This window comes from Actinophytocola algeriensis (assembly GCF_014203735.1).
Classification (GTDB): domain Bacteria; phylum Actinomycetota; class Actinomycetes; order Mycobacteriales; family Pseudonocardiaceae; genus Actinophytocola; species Actinophytocola algeriensis.
The window spans coordinates 112,061-128,874 of record NZ_JACHJQ010000014.1 but is presented as its reverse complement, the minus strand read 5'-3'; the positions used below and the strand labels follow the sequence as shown (position 1 = coordinate 128,874).

Below are 16,814 nucleotides of genomic sequence, written 5' to 3'. Positions count from 1 at the left end.
AACCGGCACCCACTACAACGAAACCACCGCCTGGTCACACCACACCAACAACATTGCGGCTTGACACACCAGCACCTGGGATGTCTTTCACGGCATACCAGCCCGCCCCCGTACAGCAATCACCGTCAGCTTCGGCGGACCCGCCGCAGGACCCGGCCAACGCATGTGGACACAGCACCAGCGTTCTGAGTCAGAACACTAATGTTCCCCGCATGGCGGGCAAGGGAACTCCGGCTATCGCGCTGCTGGTGAAGAAGAAGGTCGCGCACCAGGTGCACGAGTACGACCACGACCCGAGGTCGGCGTCCTTCGGGCAGGAGGCGTCCGAGCTGCTCGGGCTGCCCGCCGAGCGGGTGTTCAAGACGCTCGTCGCGGAGGTCGACGGGAACCTCACGATCGGGGTCGTGCCGGTGGCCGGGTCGCTGGACCTCAAGGCGCTCGCCGCCGCGTCCGGGGGCAAGAAGGCGAAGATGGCCGACATCGCGGCCGCCGAGCGGGCCACCGGGTACGTCGCGGGCGGGATCTCGCCGCTGGGTCACCGCAAACGCTTGCCTGTCGTGGTCGACAGCTCCGCCCAGCAGTTCGACACGATCTTCTGCAGTGGCGGCAGGCGCGGGCTGGAGATCGAGGTCGCGCCTGCCGACCTGGTCGCGCTCGCCGATGCGACGGTCGCCGCCATCAGCGCCTGATCTGCGGAGTCGTCGCCGGTCAGCGAGGATCGGGCCATGCGGTGCGGGGTGGTAGGTCGGCGACCGGCCAAACCTCCCGCGGCGCCGCGCCGAACTGCGCGTGCCGGGCCGTGCGTGGCTCGAGCTGTCCGCAGAACAGGGTGAGAACGAGGAGACGACACCATGAGATTCCTGCTGCCCCGGCTGCTCGGCCTGGCGACCGCCGCGTACGGCGCCGCGATCACCGTGAAACCCGAGCTGCTGCTGAAGCCGTCCGGGATGCCGCAGGACGAGCCGGACCTGCACACGTTCACCCGCACGCTCGGGATCCGCGACCTGGCGTCCGGCGTGGCGATGGCGGTGGCACCGACCCGCAAGGCGATGCGGGTGGCGATCGGGGTGCGGGTCGCGTCCGACGCCGGTGACCTCGTGGTGCTGGGCAGGGCCATGGCCGGGAAACCGGAACAGAAGAAGATCATCGCGATCGCGGGCGGCTGGGGCCTGCTGTGCGCGCTGTCGGCCCTTGCCACGCGCACATGACCCCGCGCACATGACCACGACGGTCGCCGTCTTCACCCGTGACCTGCGCGTCCACGACAACCCGATGCTCGCCGCCGCGGTCCTCGGCGCGGACGAGGTGGTGCCGCTGTTCGTGCGCGACGCCCGGATCACCGGCAGCGGGTTCGCGGCCGGCCGCAAGAAGTTCCTGAACGAGTCCCTCACCGACCTGGACACGTCACTGCGAGACCTCGGCGGGCGCCTCGTGGTGCGCGAAGGTGACGCGGTGAAGGAGATCTACGAGGTCGCGCGGGAGGTGCGGGCGGCCAGAGTGCACATCGCGGGAGACGTGTCCGCGTTCGCCACCGCGCGCGAGAAGGCGCTGCGGGACGCGCTGCCGTGCGAGTTCGTGGTGCACGACGACGTGCACACGGTCGTGCCGCCGGGTGCGCTCACGCCGACGGGTTCGGACCACTTCTCGGTGTTCAGCCCGTACCACCGGCGGTGGGCGGACGCCCGGTGGCGCGCCGAGGCGCCGAAGCCGTCTCGCATCACGCTGCCGAAGATCCGCGTGGGCGCCGTGCTTTCGGCCAAGGGCAACGGTTTCCCTGGCGGCGAGACGGCGGCACGCACGCGGATGACGTCGTGGCTGCGCTCGTCGGCGGAGTCGTACGCCTCGGACCACGACGCACTGGCCGCCGACCGCACGTCCCGGCTGTCGCCGTACCTGCACCTGGGTTGCGTGTCGGCGCTGGAGGTGGCGCGGCGCGGGGAGAAGTCGGCGGAGTTCGTCCGCCAACTGGCGTGGCGCGACTTCCACCACCAGGTACTGGCGGCCCGCCCGGCCGCGGCGACGTCGGACTACCGGCCGCGCGGCGACCGCTGGCTCGACGACGAGGATGCGCTGTCGGCGTGGCAGGCGGGCGAGACGGGGATCCCGATCGTGGACGCGGGCATGCGGCAGCTTCTGGCCGAGGGCTGGATGCACAACCGCGCGCGGCTGATCGTCGGGTCCTTCCTGACGAAGACGCTGTACGTGGACTGGCGTTCCGGTGCCGCCCACTTCTTCCGGCACCTGCTGGACGGGGACATCGCGAACAACTGCATGAACTGGCAGTGGGTGGCCGGCACCGGTACGGACACCCGCCCGAACCGGGTCCTCAACCCGTTGCGGCAGGCGGAAAGGTTCGACCCGGAGGGCGAGTACGTGCGCAGGTACGTGCCGGAGTTGTCCGCTGTGGACGGTAAGCGGGTGCACCGGCCGTGGGACCTGCGCGCCGGAGAACGCGCGGGCTATCCGATGCCCATCGTGGACCTGGCGGAGGGCCGGGCCAGGTTCCTAGCGGCTCGCGGTTAGTGCCAGGACCTCCTTCGCCACCAGGGGCCAGTTGCGGCTCGGGAACTCGTGGCCCGTGTTCGGCAGGACCACCAGGCGGGCGCCCGGGATCTCGCGGGCCAGGGCTTCTCCGTGGGGCAGCGGGAGCAACGGGTCCGAGTCGCCGTGCAGGACCAGGGTGGGGACGGTGATCTCCGGCAGGCGGTGGCGCACCGGCCGGCCGTCGTCGGGGGCCGCGAAGTGGTTCTTCTGGCTGGACTCGTGGTTTGCCGTGCGGGACACCGCGATGGTGGCGATCTCGCGGATCTCCGCCTCGGCGAACGGTTCCGCTGACACGGCTCGCTGGCTTGCCACCAGGTACTCCACCACCGCGGACTCGTCCGCCCAGTCCGGCTCCGGCGGGAAATCGACCGGGGTCACGCCCGGCAGGTCCGCGTCGCCCGCGCCCGCCGTGGTGGACATCACCGTCAGGGACAGGACCCGGCTCGGGTGGTACAGGGCAATTTCCTGTGCGATGCCGCCGCCCATCGAGATGCCGACCACGTGCGCCGCCGCGACGGAAAGGGAATCCAGCACCGACACCGCGTCCGTCACCAGGTCCGTTCCCGTGTAGCCGGGCTCGCCAGGTGGGTAGCTCGGGGCGTCGCCGGTGTCGCGGTGGTCGTAGCGGATCACGTAGCGGTCCACCAGCATGCGGCAGAACTCCGGGGCCCACCAGTCCATCGACGCGCCGGCACCGTGGATCAGCAGCACCGCGGGGTCGTCGGGCGACCCGAACGTCGAGACGCTCACGCGGCCCTCCCCAGGCGGGCCAGCAGCACCGTCAACGGGTCGTCGGACGACGGCGGCACCGGTGGCCCGAACAAGCCCTCCGGCGGCGGGTTTTCCTCCGACGCCACCAGCATCGCCGCGACCACCTCCTGCGCGGGCGCGTACGGCACACCGGCGCCGCGGGCCACGTCCCACCCGTGCACCAGCGACTCCGACACACTGATTTGCGCGATCACCGAGCCCGGCGTCGGGCCGAGCGGGAACGGGTGCGACGCGGCCAGTACCGCCGGGTCCTCGAACACCGCCAGGCACCGCGCCGCCGCTTTCCGGTACCCGCCTGCGACGTCATGGGAGTCGGGGCTGTAGGAGTCGGGGCCGCCGTCGACCGCCGCGGCGAACGTGCACATCACGTTCACCAGGTGCGTCGCGACGTCGTGGACCGTCCAGCCCTGGCACGGGCTTGGGGCCGACCAGTCGGTCACCTGGTCCAGCACCTCCGCCGTCGCGTCGTACGCCTTCGCCAACATCGTGGAGTCCTCCTTCGAACCGGTTCAGTCCACCGACGAACCGGGACCGGCCGGATCGACACCCCTACGAAGACACTTCGGCCAATCTCCTCGACAGGTACCGTTTCTCCACGTCAGACGTGGCCAGTGCCAGCGCGGCCTGGTACTCGGCGGCTGCTTCGCCCGTGCGGCCAAGGCGGCGCAGCAGGTCCGCCCTGGTCGCGGGCAGCAGGTGGTAGCCGTCGAGACCGGTGAGCGAGTCCACCAGCGCCAGCCCGGCTGCCGGGCCGTCGGCCATCGCGACCGCCACCGCGTGGTTCAGCGCCACCACCGGGGACGGCACGTACTTCCCCAGCTCCAGGTACAGGTACGCGATCTGCGCCCAGTCGGTGTCCGCCGCCGTCTTCGCCGTCGCGTGGCACGCCGCGATCGCCGCCTGCACCTGGTACGGGCCCGGCTTCCCGGTGCGCAGCGCGGTTTCCAGCAGCGTGGTGCCCGCCGCGATCGCCGCCCCGTTCCAGAGGCCGCGGTCCTGGTCCTCCAGCGTCACCAGCTCGCCGGACGCCGACACCCGCGCGGGTGTGCGGGCGTCGTGCAGCAGCATCAACGCCAGCAGCCCCATGGCTTCCGGTTCGTCCGGCAGCTGCGACACGAGCACCCGGCCCAGCCGGATCGCCTCCTCGGACAGGGTGCGCCGCACCAGGTCCTCGCCCTCCGACGCGGCGTAACCCTCGTTGAACAGCAGGTACACCACGCCGAGCACGGCGGTCAACCGCGCGGGCAGCAACTCCGCCGGCGGCACCCGGTACGGGATGCCCGCGTTGCGGATCTTGCGTTTCGCGCGCACCAGCCGCTGGGCCATCGTGGCCTCGGGCACCATGAACGCCCGCGCGATCTCGCCTGTCGTGAGGCCGGCGAGTGTGCGCAGCGTGAGCGCAACGCGGGCCTCGAACGCCAGCGCCGGGTGGCAGCACGTGAAGATCAGCCGCAACCGCTCGTCGTGGATCTCCGGCGGCGGCTCGTCACCGGCGACCAGCAGGGCGGGCACCGCCGCCAGCTCGCGCAGCTTCTCCGCGCCGACCTTCTCGCGCCGCAACCGGTCCAGCGCGCGGTTGCGGGCGGTCGTGGTGAGCCACGCGCCCGGCCTGCGCGGGATCCCGTCCCTCGGCCACCGGTCCAGCGCCTGCGCGAACGCGTCCTGCGCGCACTCCTCCGCGAGGTCGAAGTCGCCCGTCAGCCCGATCAGCGTGGCGACGACCTGACCCCACTCGTCCCGGAAGGCGACCGACACCGCGGCCGCGACGTCGTTGCTCACTCCCAGATCGGCCGTACCTCGACCATGCCGTACTTGGCCACCGGGTGCGCCGCGGCGATCTCCAGCGCCTCGTCCAGGTTCGCGCACTCGATCACGCTGAACCCGCCCATCTGTTCCTTGGTCTCCGCGAACGGCCCGTCCGACAGCAGCACCTCACCGTCGCGCACCCGCACGGTCGTCGCGTCCGACGGCGGCCGCAGCACCTCACCGGTCAGCAGCACCCGCCGCCGGGTCATCTCCTCGGCCCACGCGGTCGAGTCGTCCTCACCGCACACGTCCTGTGACGAACGGTCGGAACCGTCGTCCTCACCGCCGATGAGCAAGAGGTACCGCATGCGGCAATCGTCTCACGTAACGATGGCCTTGCGGTGGCAGTCGGACCTGTCGAAGGAGGTTCACCCGTAGTACGGTTCGTATCTGGACGATGGCGGAAAGTAGCGGGTACTGGGGAGGCCTCGTGGCTACCGACTCGCCGGTCAGATACCGCGCGTTATTCGGAAAGTCCGAGTTTCGCGCGCTTTTCTTCGCCCATTCGGTGTCGATCGTCGGCGACCAGTTCGCCCGGGTCGCCCTGTCCGTGCTCGTGTTCGACCGCACCGGTTCACCCGCGTGGACCGCGCTCACGTACGGCCTGACGTTCCTGCCCGACCTCGTCGGCGGCCCGCTGCTGTCCGGTCTCGCCGACCGGCACCCGCGCCGTGGGTTGATGGTGACCGTCGACCTCACCCGCATGCTGCTGGTCGCGGCGATGGCGGTGCCGGGCGCGCCGTTGTGGGTGGTGTGCGTGCTGCTGGTGGCCGTGCAGCTGATCGGCGCGCCGGCCAACGCGGCCCGCGGCGCGCTGCTGCCCGCCGTGCTGGGCGAGGACCACTACCCGGCGGGCCAGGCGGTGATGCAGACCGTCACGCAGGCCGCGATGGTGCTCGGGTTCGCCGGTGGTGGCGCGCTCGTCGCGACGATCGGCACGAGCGGTGTACTGCTCGCGGACGCAGGCACGTTCCTGTTGTCGGCGACGCTGGTGTGGTGGCTGGTGCGGCCGCGCCCGGTGCCGGAGGCGGACGGGCCGAGCGGGTCCGCGGCGCGGCGGACGTGGTGGACCGACCTCACCCACGGCGCCGGCCTTGTGTGGACCGACCTGCGACTGCGGGCGCTCGTGCTGTTCGCGTGCGCGTCCGGGTTCTACATCGCCGGCGAGGCGCTGGCCGTGCCGTACGCGGACGCGCTCGGCGGCGGCGCGGTCCTGGTCGGGTTCATGTTCGCCGCGTACGCGGCTGGTGCCGCGGCCGGGATGCTGCTCGTCGCGCGGCTTCCGCTGCCGGCGCGGCTGCGGTTGCTGTCGCCGCTCGCGCTCGGGGCGTGCGTGCCGCTCGTGGTGTGCTTCACCGACCCGCACCTCGTGCTGGTGGTGCTGTTGTTCGTGGCGTCCGGTGCCGGCAGCGCCTACCAGGTGATCGCGTCGACGTCGTTCGTGCTGGCGGTGCCGGACGAGCGGCGCGGCCAGGCGTTCGGGCTCGCCGTGACCGCGTTGCGGGTGGCGCAGGGCCTCGGGGTGATGCTCGCGGGCCTGGCCGCGGAAGTCGCCGCACCGCACCAGGTCGTGGGGTCCGCCGGGCTGCTCGGCGTGCTGGCGGTGCTGGCGATCGGCTGGACCTGGCGGACGGCGGGCGGCCACGCCCACACCCTGAATGCATCGCGCGCATAGTCAGCATCAGAAGGTTGCATTGGACACATAGTCCGGTGGGGCGCAGGCTGATGCCATGACCGAAACACAGGCAACACAGCGGAGGGTTGCCATCGTGACCGGCGGGTCGCGGGGCATCGGCAGGCAGGCGGTGTCGCGGCTGGCACAGGACGGCTTCGCGGTCGTCGTGGTCTACGCGGGACGTGCGGCGGACGCGGACGCGGCCGTCGAGGAGGTCACGGCGAAGGGCGGCCGCGCGATCGCGGTCCAGGCGGACGTGGCCGACGAGCAGGCCGTCGCGGCGCTGTTCGACCGGACCGAGCAGGAGTTCGGCGGCGTCGACGTGGTCGTCAACGCGGCGGGCATCATGAACAACCCGACCCCGCTGGTCGAGCTCTCCCTCGACGAGCTGGACCGGATCCTGCGCACCAACGTGCGCGGCACGTTCGCGGTGTCGCAGCAGGCGGCCCGGCGCGTGCGCCGCGGCGGCGCGATCATCAACTTCTCCAGCTCCGTGACGCGGCTGCGCCAGCCGGGCTACACGCCCTACGGCGCGAGCAAGGGCGCGGTCGACACGATGACGCTGATCCTCGCCCGCGAGCTGCGCGGCAGGGACATCACGGTGAACGCGGTGGCGCCAGGACCGACCGCGACCGCGCTGTTCCTCGACGGCAAGCCCCAGGAGGTCATCGACGGCCTCGCGAAGGCGGCGCCGCTGGAACGCCTTGGCGAACCGGACGACATCGCCGAGGTCGTGGCGTTCCTCGCCGGCCCGGCCCGGTGGGTCAACGGCCAGGTCCTGTATGCGAACGGAGGCATCGCGTGATGTCGACGATCCTGATCACCGGCGCCTCGAGCGGTTTCGGTGCCCTCACCGCGCGCGCACTGGCCGACGCCGGGCACACCGTCTACGCGGGCATGCGCAACGCCGCCGGGAGACCGCAAGCCGAGGAGGCCCGCGCGTACGGGCATGCACCCGGTCGACCTCGACGTCACGTCCGACGAGTCGGTCGCCGCGCTGGACCTGCCCGGCCTGGACGTGATCGTCCACAACGCGGGCCACATGGTGACCGGGCCGGCGGAGGCGTTCACGCCCGAGCAGTACGCGTCGCTGTACGACACGAACGTCCTCGGCGCGCAACGCGTCAACCGGGCACTGCTGCCCGCGATGCGCGAGCGCGGCGACGGGCTCGTCGTGTGGGTCGGCAGCTCCAGCACCCGCGGCGGCACCCCGCCCTACCTGGCGCCGTACTTCGCGGCCAAGGCGGCGATGGACGCGCTCGCGGCGAGCTACGCGCTGGAGCTGGCACGGTTCGGCATCGAGACGTCGATCATCGTGCCGGGCGCGTTCACCAGTGGCACCAACCACTTCGCGCACAGCGGCACCCCGGCGGACACGGCGGTGGCGGCCGAGTACGAGTCGCGCTACCCCGGCCTCATGGACCAGGTCGGCGCCGCGCTCGCCGCGCTGGAGCCGCCGACCGCCGATGTCGCCGAGGTCGCGAAGGCCATCGTGCGGGTCGTCGGCGCTCCGAAGGGCACCCGCCCGTTCCGCGTCCACATCGACCCGTCGGACGACGGCGCCGCGGTCGTGAACGCGGTCGCCGACCGGATCCGCGAGGACTTCCTGCGCCGCATCGGCCTGGCGGACCTGCTGCACCCCGTGGCGTGAGATCGTGCAGGTCGTGCGCACGACCCAGTTGCAACGAGTCGACCTGAACCTGTTGGTCGCGCTGGCCGCGCTGCTCGAGGAGCGGCACGTGTCCCGCGCGGCCGACCGGATCGGCCTGTCGCAACCCGCGACGAGCCGGGCACTGCAACGGCTCCGGCACGTCCTCGACGACGAGTTGCTGGTCCGCACGCGGGACGGCTACCAGCTGACCCCGCGCGCGGAACGCGTCCAGCGCGAGCTCGCGACCGTGCTCCCCCGCCTGGAGATCCTGTTCGGCGGCGAGCACTTCGACCCCGGCACGGCGACCGACCGGTTCCGGCTGATGGCCACCGACTACATGACCTCCGTGCTCGGGCCGGGGCTGCTGCGCCGCGTGTTCCGCGCCGCGCCCGGGGTGTCGATGACGTTCAACGCGTGGCACGACGGCGTGTTCGAGGACGTGTCGCACGGGCTGGTGGACCTCACGTTCGCGGCGGTGGCGGTCGACCCGTCGCTGCACAGCGAGCTGTTGTTCGAGGAGCGGTTCGTGTGCCTGATGGCGGCGGACAACCCACTGGCGGACCGGGACGCGCTGACGCTGGAGGAGTTCGTCGGCGCCGCGCACGCGGTCGTGGACGTGCTGCGGGGCGAACAGTCCGCGGTGGACAGACGGCTCACCGAGCTCGGCACCCACCGCAACGCGGTGCTGTCGGTGCCCTACCACACGGCCGCGGTCCTCGCGGTCCCGGAAACCCTTCTGGTGGCGACGATCCCGTCCCGCCTCGCGTCCACACTGGACGATCCGGGGCTGCGTGTGGTGGCGGCACCGGAGGAGGTCGAGGCCATGCCGTACCTGATGTCGTGGCACCCCCGCCTCGACGACGACCCGGCACAGCGGTGGCTACGAGACCTTGTCCGTGTCGTCGCGAACGAGACCTAGCCGCGGGCTGTACTGCCCCGGTTTGCGCGCCTCCGGCACATCCTTCCGGGTCTCGCCCGCGATCCGCGTGCAGTCACGGCCCGCGGTCTTCGCGTCGTACAGTGCGGCGTCCGCGGCCAGCAGCAGCGACGTCCGGTCGGCCCCGTGGTCCGGGTACACCGCGGCACCGACGGACGCCGTGAGCCCGCTGACGACCCGGGTGTCCCCGTCGAGGTCCGGCACGGTCACCATCAGCCCGGCGATCGCCGCCCGCACCCGCTCGGCCGCGCCGCGCACGTCGTCGACCTCCATGCCGGGCACCACGATGGCGAACTCCTCGCCGCCGTACCGGCCCACCATGTCGTGCCCGCGCACCGAATGCTTGATCGCGTCGGCGACCGCGCGCAGCACCATGTCGCCCGCCAGGTGCCCGTAGCCGTCGTTGACCCGCTTGAAGTGGTCGAGGTCCAGCAGCAGCACACCGAGCGTGCCGCCGAGCCGCTTCGCCCGGTCCAGCTCGTCGCTCGTCAGCTCGGCCCAGAACGTCGGCTCGAACAGGCCGGTCTTGGCGTCGGTGCGGGACGCGTCCCGGAACTGCGGCAGCAGCAACCCGGTGTGCAGCGCGAGCACGGTGACGATCAGCAGCGGTGTCCACCACGGCCGCGTGGTCATCACGACGGCGATGCCGGTGGCGAGCCCGACCGCGCCCGCGATCATCAACTGGTCGCTGGCGTGCCCGAGTGCCTTGCGCGCCGGGCGGTCCGGGTTGGTGGCGATGAGCACCAGCACCACGAGCCCGTAGTTCACGAGCCGGTACAGCGCACCGGCCGCGGTGATGGCGGCGAGCGCGAGCGGCCCGTCGAGCGCGAGCGCGAAGGACTCGGTGCCGGGGTAGATCGCGGTGAGCACGGCGTAGGCGGCGGCGCAGGCGAGCACGACCGTCGCCGCGGAGAAGGCCTTGCGGTGCGTGAGCGCCCGCCGCTGGTAGACCCGGAGCCACGAATGTGTGTAACTGATCAGGATGAGGGCGGCGATCAGTGGTGGCGGCAGGAGCAGCACGCTCGCGAAGAACCACACCGACTGGAGGTGGTTGTGCGGCGAGCCTTCCGAGCTGATCTCCCGGATCCGCTCGATCCCGCTCGACGCTTCGAGGTGCGCGACCGCGGCCAGTACGAGCAGACCGAACCAGATCCAGTCCTGGCGGGTGACCGGGGTCAGGTTCACGGTGCCCGCTACGATGCCTGCCGCGGCGATTTCGACCGTTAAGACGTATACCAGCACGGACCGGGGCAGGGACCATATATGCCAACGGCGTGGTGAGAGCCGCTTCCACCCCTGCACGGGGTCGGGATGATCCACGCCGTGCACCGCCGTTTCCCTTCAACGGAGGTCCCCAACTGTAACGGCTCGGCAACCGAGTGTCGTGCTCCAAAAGAGTGATCGCCCCCCGGTTCACAGCACCCAAAAGGAGACGCCATGTCTGCAACTTCCACCGTTCAAGGCCGCCCTGCCGACTGGCGCAGGGGCCGTCCCGCCGACTGGCGTACCGGCCGCCCGGCAGACTGGCGCTGACCGCGGTCAGCGAGACAAGGGCGTTCGCCGTGCAGGGGGCACGACGAACGCCCTTTTCTTTGCCCTGGTTGAGCCTTTGCCGTGGGCCGGGACAGGTCAGCGCGACGAAGTCTCAACGTGGAAGTTCAACGATACGATTCAAAGGCATGACTCAGGACATCGGCGCGTTCCGCACGGCAGCGACCTCCGTGCTGGCCTACGGAGAACCCACGCACCTCGAACCCGCGTTCGCGCGGATCCGGAATGGTCTGTTCGCCCGGCTGGCCGAGCTCGGCTTCCGGTCGATCGCCATCGAGAGCGACCGGGTGGCCGGGCTCACCGTCGACGAGTTCGTCCGAAGTGGCTCAGGCGACCTGGACCCGGTGCTACGCAACGGTTTCTCACACGGGCTTGGCGAGCTGGACGCCAACCGGCAGCTGGTGTGCTGGCTGCGCGAGTACAACGAAACCCGTCCAGCGCACGAGAAGCTGGCGTTCCACGGCTTCGACCTGCCACTGGAGATGGTCAGCGCACCCAGCCCGCGCCGCTACCTCGAACACGCCCGCGACTACCTCGGCCTGGACACGGACCTCGCCGCGGGCGACGACGAACGCTGGAGCCGCACCGAAGCGGTCATGGACGCGACGGAGTCACCCGGCGCGTCGCCCGAGGCGGACCGGCTGCGGCTGCTCGCCGACGATCTGCTCACCGCGCTGTACACCCGCGCGCCGGAACTGATCGCGAAGACCTCCCTGGCCGAGTGGTACCGGGCGCACACGCACCTCACCGCGGGCATCGGTCTCCTGCGCTACCACCGGCAGTCGGCGGCACCGCTCGACCAGGCCACGCGCACGTCCCGCCTGCTCGGCGTCCGCGACGCGATGATGGCGCGGAACCTGCTGGACATCCGCGAAATCGAGGCGTCGCGGGGACCGACGCTGGTGTTCGCGCACAACCGCCACCTGCAGCGCCATCCGTCCACGATGGACACCTGGGGCATGGACCTCGAGTGGTTCGGCGCGGGCGCGATCGTGAGCGAACTGCTGGGCGACCAGTACCGGTTCGTCGCGGGCAGTCTGGGTGCCAGCGCCGGGATCGGGCTGGCGGAACCCGAGCCCGGCACGTTCGAAGGCCTGCTGCAGCAGCGGATCAGCGGCTGGGGCCTGATCGAGGAGGTCGAGTCGGGCCGCGTCCGCACCGACCCCACCCCGGCGCAGGGCTACTTCCCGCTCGACCAGGCCACCGTCGACGGCGCGGACGCGGTCCTCCACGTCAGTGCCTGATGGGCAGCCGCGCCATGGGTTCGACCAGCTCACGCTCCTCATAGGACAAATGGGACAGAAGTGTGTCGGTCAGCAGGTCCACGGCCGCCGACAGCTCCACGATGCCCGACGGGTCGCTGACCGTCGCGACGAGCGCCGCGTCCACGCGTTCCAGGACGTCGTGGATGACGTGGTGCTCCTCGGTCAGCCGGTCGAGCACCGGGGCGAGCCGGGCGTCGCCGCGGCGCAGCTGCGGGTACAGCTGCCGGTCCTCGAGGGTGTGGTGCACGGTGACGAGCCTGCAGTAGCTCTCGCAGAACGCGCCCAGCGTCCAGTTGTTCTGCCGCATGGTCATCGTGTTGATCTCCGAGCGGGCGGCGCCAACGTCGAGTGCGCCGTCCGCGACCTGCTTGACCAGCGACCGCACCCGCGACAGCTCGGCACGCAGGTGGTCGTGGATGTCGATCAGCTGCTGGCCGCCGGCACGCCCGGTGGCCGTGTAGACCGCGTCGGCCGAGGGCGCGGGACCGGTCGGCCGCACCGACTCGTCCCACAGCCGCTCCTGCGACAGCCGGGTGCCGTCGTCCGGTGTCGGGGTGACGCCCAGGTTCTCCGGTAACCCGGCCACCGGCCGCGCCTCGGCCGGCGGCGCGGCGGTGGTCGTGGTGGCGGCAGTGCCGGTGGTGGCCGTGCCCAGGTTCCGTTCCTGGTCGACCAGCTCACGCACCCCCGGCGCGACCTCCTCGGCGAAGCGGCGCAGGTCGTCGTCGCCACCGGCGTCGACCATGAGCACGAACCCGCTCGTCCCCTCGGTGAGCGCGAGCTCGGCGAGCTGCTCGACCCACACCGGCACCGGACCGCGCAGGAACTCCTTGCCGCTGCCGGAGAAGCTGCCGCTGATGTTGTAGAGCCTGCGGATGTCGGCCGGCGAACGCCCGGCCGCGGCAGCGGCCTCGTCGATGATCCGGTTCATGTCCGTCAGCTGCTCCGGCGGCGCGTACGGGCTCGATGGCAGCCAGCCGTCCGCGGTCCGGCCGACCAGGCGCAGCATGCGTGGCTTGTAGGCACCGAGCCAGATCCCGATGTCGTGCGCGGGGAACGGGCCGGGGTGCGCGCCCTTCAGTGTGTAGTGCTTGCCCTCGAACTTCGCGCCGCGGCCGGGTGTCCACAGCGCGCGGATCACCTCGATGGCCTCGGCGAGCGCGTCGATCGACTCGCCCGCGGTGCGGCGCGGGCCGCCCATCGCGACGATCGCGTCCCAGAACGCACCCGCGCCGAGCCCCAGCTCGACGCGGCCGCCGGTGATGATGTCGAGGCTCGCCGCACTGCGGGCGAGCACCGATGGCGGGCGCAGCGGCAGGTTCGCGACGTTGGGGAACACCCGCACGTTCTCGGTCGCGGCGGCGATGACCGCCAGCGACGTCCACGTGTCCAGGAACCGCTCCTGGTACGGGTGGTCCTGGAGGCTGACCAGCTCCAGCCCGGACGCGTCGGCGAGACGCGCGAGGCGGAGCGCCTCGCCGAACTGGTCGGCGGCGGGCGGCAGGAAGACACCGAACTCGAGTTCGTGGCCGTAGTCTGACATGCCGACGATATTACACACAGATGTTCTGCCGGACAGACGTTCTGTGTCGGCTATCATCGTGGGATGGCGGCACTCGACGGCGACCTGGGCTGGACTCTCGGCACGGTTTTCCGCGCCTACGTCAAGGCGACGGACGTGGCGGTCGGCGACCTGCCCGGCAGCCACCGCGGCTACCAGATCCTGAAGGCGGCCACCGAGGAGCAGCCGGAGAGCCAGTCCGCGCTCTGCCAGCGGCTCGGCATCGACCGCACGGTCATGACCTACCTGCTCGACGACCTCGAACGCGCCGACCTCGTGGCCCGCAAACCCGCACCGGGTGACCGCCGCACGCGGCTCGTCGTCGCCACGGAGACCGGCCGCGCGCGTCTCGCCGAACTCGACCGCCGCCTCGCGCACGCCGAGACGCACGTGCTGTCCAGCCTGACCGCCGCCGACCGCAAGCAGTTCAAAGCCCTGCTCGGCACGGTCGCGGCACACGCGAACTCGCTCGACCCGGTGGCCGACGCGTGCAGGATCGTCGAGGACCTCGCGACGCACACCCCCTGATCGTCTCTTGACGTGAGTCAGCTCACGCCCGTACCTTGCGAACCAATAGTTAGACAGATTGCCTAACCATTGCGTCGAAGGGTACGGGCGTGACACAACAGGCCGGTTCCTCCCGTCTGCTCCGCGGGATCAACGAGTCCGCGGCGCTGCGCCTGCTGCTCGACCGCGGCCCGCTCACCCGAGGTGACCTGCGGGAACTGACCGGCCTCGCCAAGCCGACCACCTCCGACGTGATGCGCCGCCTGCAGGACGCCGGCCTGGCGCTGGTCGTCGGCCGCACGAGCGGCGGCCCCGGCCCGAACGCCGACATCTACGACGTGAACCCCGACGCCGCCTACGCCGCCGCGGTGTCGCTGCAGGAGAAGGACTCCACGCTCGTCACCGCCATCTGCGACCTGTCCGGCGAGGTCCGCGCCCGCGTGACGACCGCACTGGGCGAGGACCCGGTCCGCTCGGTCACCGACGCGGTGCGCAAGGCGAGCAGAGCGGCGAAGGTCGACCGCCTCGACCACGTGCAACTCGGCGTCCCCGGCGCCCACCACGACGGCACGATCCGGTTCGTCCACCTGCCCGGCTGGTCGCGGCCCGGCCTGATCGACGACATCCGCACGGCACTCGGGACCGAGCTCTCCGTCGACAACGACGTGAACCTGGCCGCCACGGCCGAGCGGTCCCGCGGCATCGCGAAGGACGCCGACAGCTTCGCCCTGTTGTGGCTGGGTGAGGAGGGTCTCGGCCTCGGCATCGACCTCGGCGGCCGGATCATCCGCGGTGCGCGCGGCGGCGCGGGCGAGGTCGGCTACATGCCCACCGGGCCCGACGGCGACTTCCAGGACCTGGTCGGCGGCCCGGCCATCCTCGAACTGGCCAGGGAGCACGGCATCACCGCCGACCGGGCCGCCACCGCCGCGACCGACGAGCGGCTGCTGGCCCCGCTCGCGTCCCGCGTCGCGTACGGCATCGCCGCCGTCGTCGCCGTGCTCGACCCCGCCATGGTCGTACTCGCCGGCGAGGTCGGCCAGGCGGGCGGCGCACCGCTCGCCGCGGCCGTCGGCGCCGCGCTGCGTGAGCTTTCCGTGCTGGACACCGAGATCGCCGCCACCGGTCTCACCGAGGACGCCGTCCTGCTCGGCGCACTCGACACCACCCTCACCGCGGTCCGCACCGCACTGCTCTCCCGCCGCTAGGAGGCACCCATGTCCCGCCGCCCCTGCTTTGCCGGTACAGCTCTGGCCGCGGCAGCGACCTTGTTCCTCGCCGCCTGCACCCCCGGCACCGAGGCGTCCGACGACGTCGCGCCCTCGGGACAGGAAGCCAAGGGTTCCATCGAGTTCTGGCACTTCTTCACCGACCGCGAGGCGAAGGCCATCGACGACGCGATCGCGCAGTTCTCCGACGCGCACCCGGACATCGACGTGCGGGTCACCGCGGGCCAGGACGACGCGAAGATGCTGCAGGCCATCTCGTCCGGCAAGGGCCCGGACGTCGGCCTGTCGTACTCCACCGACATCGTCGGCAAGTTCTGCTCGTCCGGCGCGTGGCGCGACCTGACGCCGTACATCGAGCGGGACGAGATCGACCTCGAGCAGTTCCCGGCGACGGTCCGGTCGTACACGAGCTACCACGACCGCCGCTGCGCCATGCCGTTCCTCGCGGACGTGTACGGCCTGTACTACAACAAGACGCTGCTCGCGCAGGCCGGGTACACCGAGCCGCCGAAGACCATGACCGAGCTGGCCGACATGGCGAAGAAGCTCACCAAGCGCGCACCCGACGGCACCATCGAGGTCGCCGGTTACGTACCACTGCTGAACTTCTACGAGCACACACCGCAGCACATCGTGCCCGGCTGGGACGCGAAGTGGCTGACCGCCGACGAGAAGTCCGCCATCGGCACGGACCCTCAGTGGCAGGCGATGCTGAAGTGGCACAAGGACCTCGTCGACTGGTACGGCTACGACAACCTGCAGAAGTTCACCGCCGGGCTCGGTGACGAGTGGAGCGCGGACAACGCGTTCCACAAGGGCAAGCTCGCGATGTCCGTCGACGGCGAGTACCGCGTCGCGTTCCTGACCGACCAGGCGCCGGACGTGGACTTCGGCACCGCTCCCCTTCCGGTGGCCGACGACCAGGCCGACCGGTACGGTGCCGGGTTCGTCACCGGCAACGTCGCGGGCATCTCGGCGAACTCGAAGAACCCCGAGGCCTCCTGGGCGCTGATCGAGTACCTCACCACCGAGACCGGCTCGATCGTCGGCCTGTCCAACGCGATCAAGAACGTGCCGACCACCTCCGACGCGCTGGCATCCCCGGACCTGCAGGTGGACGAGAAGTTCAAGGTGTTCCTCGACATCTTCGAGCACCCGGAGACCTCGACCACGCCACCGAACGCGTCCGGCCCGAAGTACGTCGAGATGGCGCAGGAGTACGTCGACGGCTACCTGTCCGGCGCGAACAAGGACCTGGCGAGTGGCTTGGCGGACCTCGACACGCGCATCGACCAGGCGCTCGACCTCGGGCGCTGA

Annotated in this window: 17 protein-coding genes; 11 read left to right on the top strand and 6 right to left on the bottom strand. The window is 71.2% G+C overall.

The window, feature by feature from the left end; translation table 11 throughout:
- Positions 1-212: 212 nt before the first annotated feature.
- The 3 genes from ybaK (at position 213) to FHR82_RS43690 (ending at position 2,523) form a co-directional block, all read left to right on the top strand.
- Positions 213-689, top strand: a complete 477-nt coding sequence (gene ybaK / locus FHR82_RS43700; RefSeq protein WP_184816596.1) for a Cys-tRNA(Pro) deacylase — start codon at positions 213-215, stop codon at positions 687-689.
- A gap of 162 nt (positions 690-851) precedes the next feature.
- Positions 852-1,208 (top strand): DUF4267 domain-containing protein, encoded by a 357-nt coding sequence (locus tag FHR82_RS43695; RefSeq protein ID WP_184816595.1) that lies wholly within the window; start codon positions 852-854, stop codon positions 1,206-1,208.
- A gap of 10 nt (positions 1,209-1,218) precedes the next feature.
- Positions 1,219-2,523: a cryptochrome/photolyase family protein gene (locus FHR82_RS43690; RefSeq protein ID WP_184816594.1), complete on the top strand. Its 1,305-nt coding sequence runs from the start codon at positions 1,219-1,221 to the stop codon at positions 2,521-2,523.
- On the opposite strand, the gene FHR82_RS43685 is transcribed toward FHR82_RS43690, so the two are convergent.
- The 4 genes from FHR82_RS43685 to FHR82_RS43670 form a co-directional block, all read right to left on the bottom strand.
- Positions 2,506-3,294, bottom strand: a complete 789-nt coding sequence (locus FHR82_RS43685; protein ID WP_311771581.1) for an alpha/beta fold hydrolase — start codon at positions 3,292-3,294, stop codon at positions 2,506-2,508. The genes FHR82_RS43690 and FHR82_RS43685 overlap by 18 nt on opposite strands.
- Positions 3,291-3,800 carry a TIGR03086 family metal-binding protein gene (locus FHR82_RS43680; protein ID WP_184816593.1) on the bottom strand — a complete coding sequence of 170 codons (510 nt, stop codon included), beginning with the start codon at positions 3,798-3,800 and terminating at the stop codon, positions 3,291-3,293. The genes FHR82_RS43685 and FHR82_RS43680 overlap by 4 nt, the downstream gene beginning before the upstream one ends.
- Positions 3,801-3,864: 64 nt before the next feature.
- Positions 3,865-5,094: an RNA polymerase sigma factor gene (locus FHR82_RS43675; RefSeq protein ID WP_184816592.1), complete on the bottom strand. Its 1,230-nt coding sequence runs from the start codon at positions 5,092-5,094 to the stop codon at positions 3,865-3,867.
- Complete coding sequence (locus tag FHR82_RS43670; RefSeq protein ID WP_184816591.1) at positions 5,091-5,429, bottom strand: YciI family protein; 339 nt, start codon at positions 5,427-5,429, stop codon at positions 5,091-5,093. The genes FHR82_RS43675 and FHR82_RS43670 overlap by 4 nt, the downstream gene beginning before the upstream one ends.
- 89 nt (positions 5,430-5,518) lie before the next feature.
- On the opposite strand from FHR82_RS43670, the gene FHR82_RS43665 reads away from it, so the two are divergent.
- From FHR82_RS43665 to FHR82_RS43650, 4 genes are all read left to right on the top strand, one after another.
- Positions 5,519-6,796: an MFS transporter gene (locus FHR82_RS43665; RefSeq protein WP_184816590.1), complete on the top strand. Its 1,278-nt coding sequence runs from the start codon at positions 5,519-5,521 to the stop codon at positions 6,794-6,796.
- 55 nt (positions 6,797-6,851) lie between these two features.
- Positions 6,852-7,601, top strand: coding sequence for an SDR family oxidoreductase (locus FHR82_RS43660; RefSeq protein WP_184816589.1), 750 nt, complete (start codon positions 6,852-6,854; stop codon positions 7,599-7,601).
- A 144-nt stretch (positions 7,602-7,745) separates the two neighbouring features.
- A complete protein-coding gene (locus FHR82_RS43655) occupies positions 7,746-8,447 on the top strand; it encodes an SDR family NAD(P)-dependent oxidoreductase (protein WP_221465033.1) in 702 nt (233 codons plus the stop codon).
- Between the two features lie 13 nt (positions 8,448-8,460).
- Entirely contained in the window at positions 8,461-9,366 is a 906-nt protein-coding gene (locus FHR82_RS43650; protein ID WP_221465032.1) for a LysR family transcriptional regulator, read from the top strand.
- Here the strand turns inward: FHR82_RS43650 and FHR82_RS43645 are convergent.
- On the bottom strand, positions 9,328-10,569 hold the full coding sequence (locus tag FHR82_RS43645; RefSeq protein WP_311771580.1) for a GGDEF domain-containing protein: 1,242 nt from the start codon (positions 10,567-10,569) through the stop codon (positions 9,328-9,330). The genes FHR82_RS43650 and FHR82_RS43645 overlap by 39 nt on opposite strands.
- A gap of 494 nt (positions 10,570-11,063) precedes the next feature.
- Between FHR82_RS43645 and FHR82_RS43640 the strand changes: the two genes are divergently transcribed.
- A complete protein-coding gene (locus tag FHR82_RS43640) occupies positions 11,064-12,179 on the top strand; it encodes an erythromycin esterase family protein (protein WP_184816588.1) in 1,116 nt (371 codons plus the stop codon).
- Here FHR82_RS43640 and FHR82_RS43635 read toward each other — a convergent pair.
- The gene (locus FHR82_RS43635; protein ID WP_184816587.1) at positions 12,169-13,743 is read right to left on the bottom strand and encodes an LLM class flavin-dependent oxidoreductase; all 1,575 of its coding nucleotides are present in this window, start codon (positions 13,741-13,743) and stop codon (positions 12,169-12,171) included. The two genes, FHR82_RS43640 and FHR82_RS43635, sit on opposite strands and share 11 nt — an antisense overlap.
- Positions 13,744-13,806: 63 nt before the next feature.
- Between FHR82_RS43635 and FHR82_RS43630 the strand changes: the two genes are divergently transcribed.
- The 3 genes from FHR82_RS43630 to FHR82_RS43620 all read left to right on the top strand — a co-directional run bounded on the left by FHR82_RS43630 (position 13,807) and on the right by FHR82_RS43620 (position 16,814).
- A complete protein-coding gene (locus FHR82_RS43630) occupies positions 13,807-14,289 on the top strand; it encodes a MarR family winged helix-turn-helix transcriptional regulator (RefSeq protein ID WP_184816586.1) in 483 nt (160 codons plus the stop codon).
- 89 nt (positions 14,290-14,378) lie between these two features.
- Positions 14,379-15,476, top strand: coding sequence for an ROK family transcriptional regulator (locus tag FHR82_RS43625; RefSeq protein WP_184816585.1), 1,098 nt, complete (start codon positions 14,379-14,381; stop codon positions 15,474-15,476).
- Positions 15,477-15,485: 9 nt separating this feature from the next.
- The gene (locus FHR82_RS43620) at positions 15,486-16,814 is read left to right on the top strand and encodes an ABC transporter substrate-binding protein (protein WP_184816584.1); all 1,329 of its coding nucleotides are present in this window, start codon (positions 15,486-15,488) and stop codon (positions 16,812-16,814) included.

Coding starts and splice junctions, on each gene's coding strand:
- ybaK (WP_184816596.1), top strand. CDS start 213: ATGGCGGGCAAGGGAACTCCGGCTATCGCGCTGCTGGTGAAGAAGAAG.
- FHR82_RS43695 (WP_184816595.1), top strand. CDS start 852: ATGAGATTCCTGCTGCCCCGGCTGCTCGGCCTGGCGACCGCCGCGTAC.
- FHR82_RS43690 (WP_184816594.1), top strand. CDS start 1,219: ATGACCACGACGGTCGCCGTCTTCACCCGTGACCTGCGCGTCCACGAC.
- FHR82_RS43680 (WP_184816593.1), bottom strand. CDS start 3,800: ATGTTGGCGAAGGCGTACGACGCGACGGCGGAGGTGCTGGACCAGGTG.
- FHR82_RS43670 (WP_184816591.1), bottom strand. CDS start 5,429: ATGCGGTACCTCTTGCTCATCGGCGGTGAGGACGACGGTTCCGACCGT.
- FHR82_RS43665 (WP_184816590.1), top strand. CDS start 5,519: ATGGCGGAAAGTAGCGGGTACTGGGGAGGCCTCGTGGCTACCGACTCG.
- FHR82_RS43660 (WP_184816589.1), top strand. CDS start 6,852: ATGACCGAAACACAGGCAACACAGCGGAGGGTTGCCATCGTGACCGGC.
- FHR82_RS43655 (WP_221465033.1), top strand. CDS start 7,746: ATGCACCCGGTCGACCTCGACGTCACGTCCGACGAGTCGGTCGCCGCG.
- FHR82_RS43640 (WP_184816588.1), top strand. CDS start 11,064: ATGACTCAGGACATCGGCGCGTTCCGCACGGCAGCGACCTCCGTGCTG.
- FHR82_RS43635 (WP_184816587.1), bottom strand. CDS start 13,743: ATGTCAGACTACGGCCACGAACTCGAGTTCGGTGTCTTCCTGCCGCCC.
- FHR82_RS43630 (WP_184816586.1), top strand. CDS start 13,807: ATGGCGGCACTCGACGGCGACCTGGGCTGGACTCTCGGCACGGTTTTC.
- FHR82_RS43620 (WP_184816584.1), top strand. CDS start 15,486: ATGTCCCGCCGCCCCTGCTTTGCCGGTACAGCTCTGGCCGCGGCAGCG.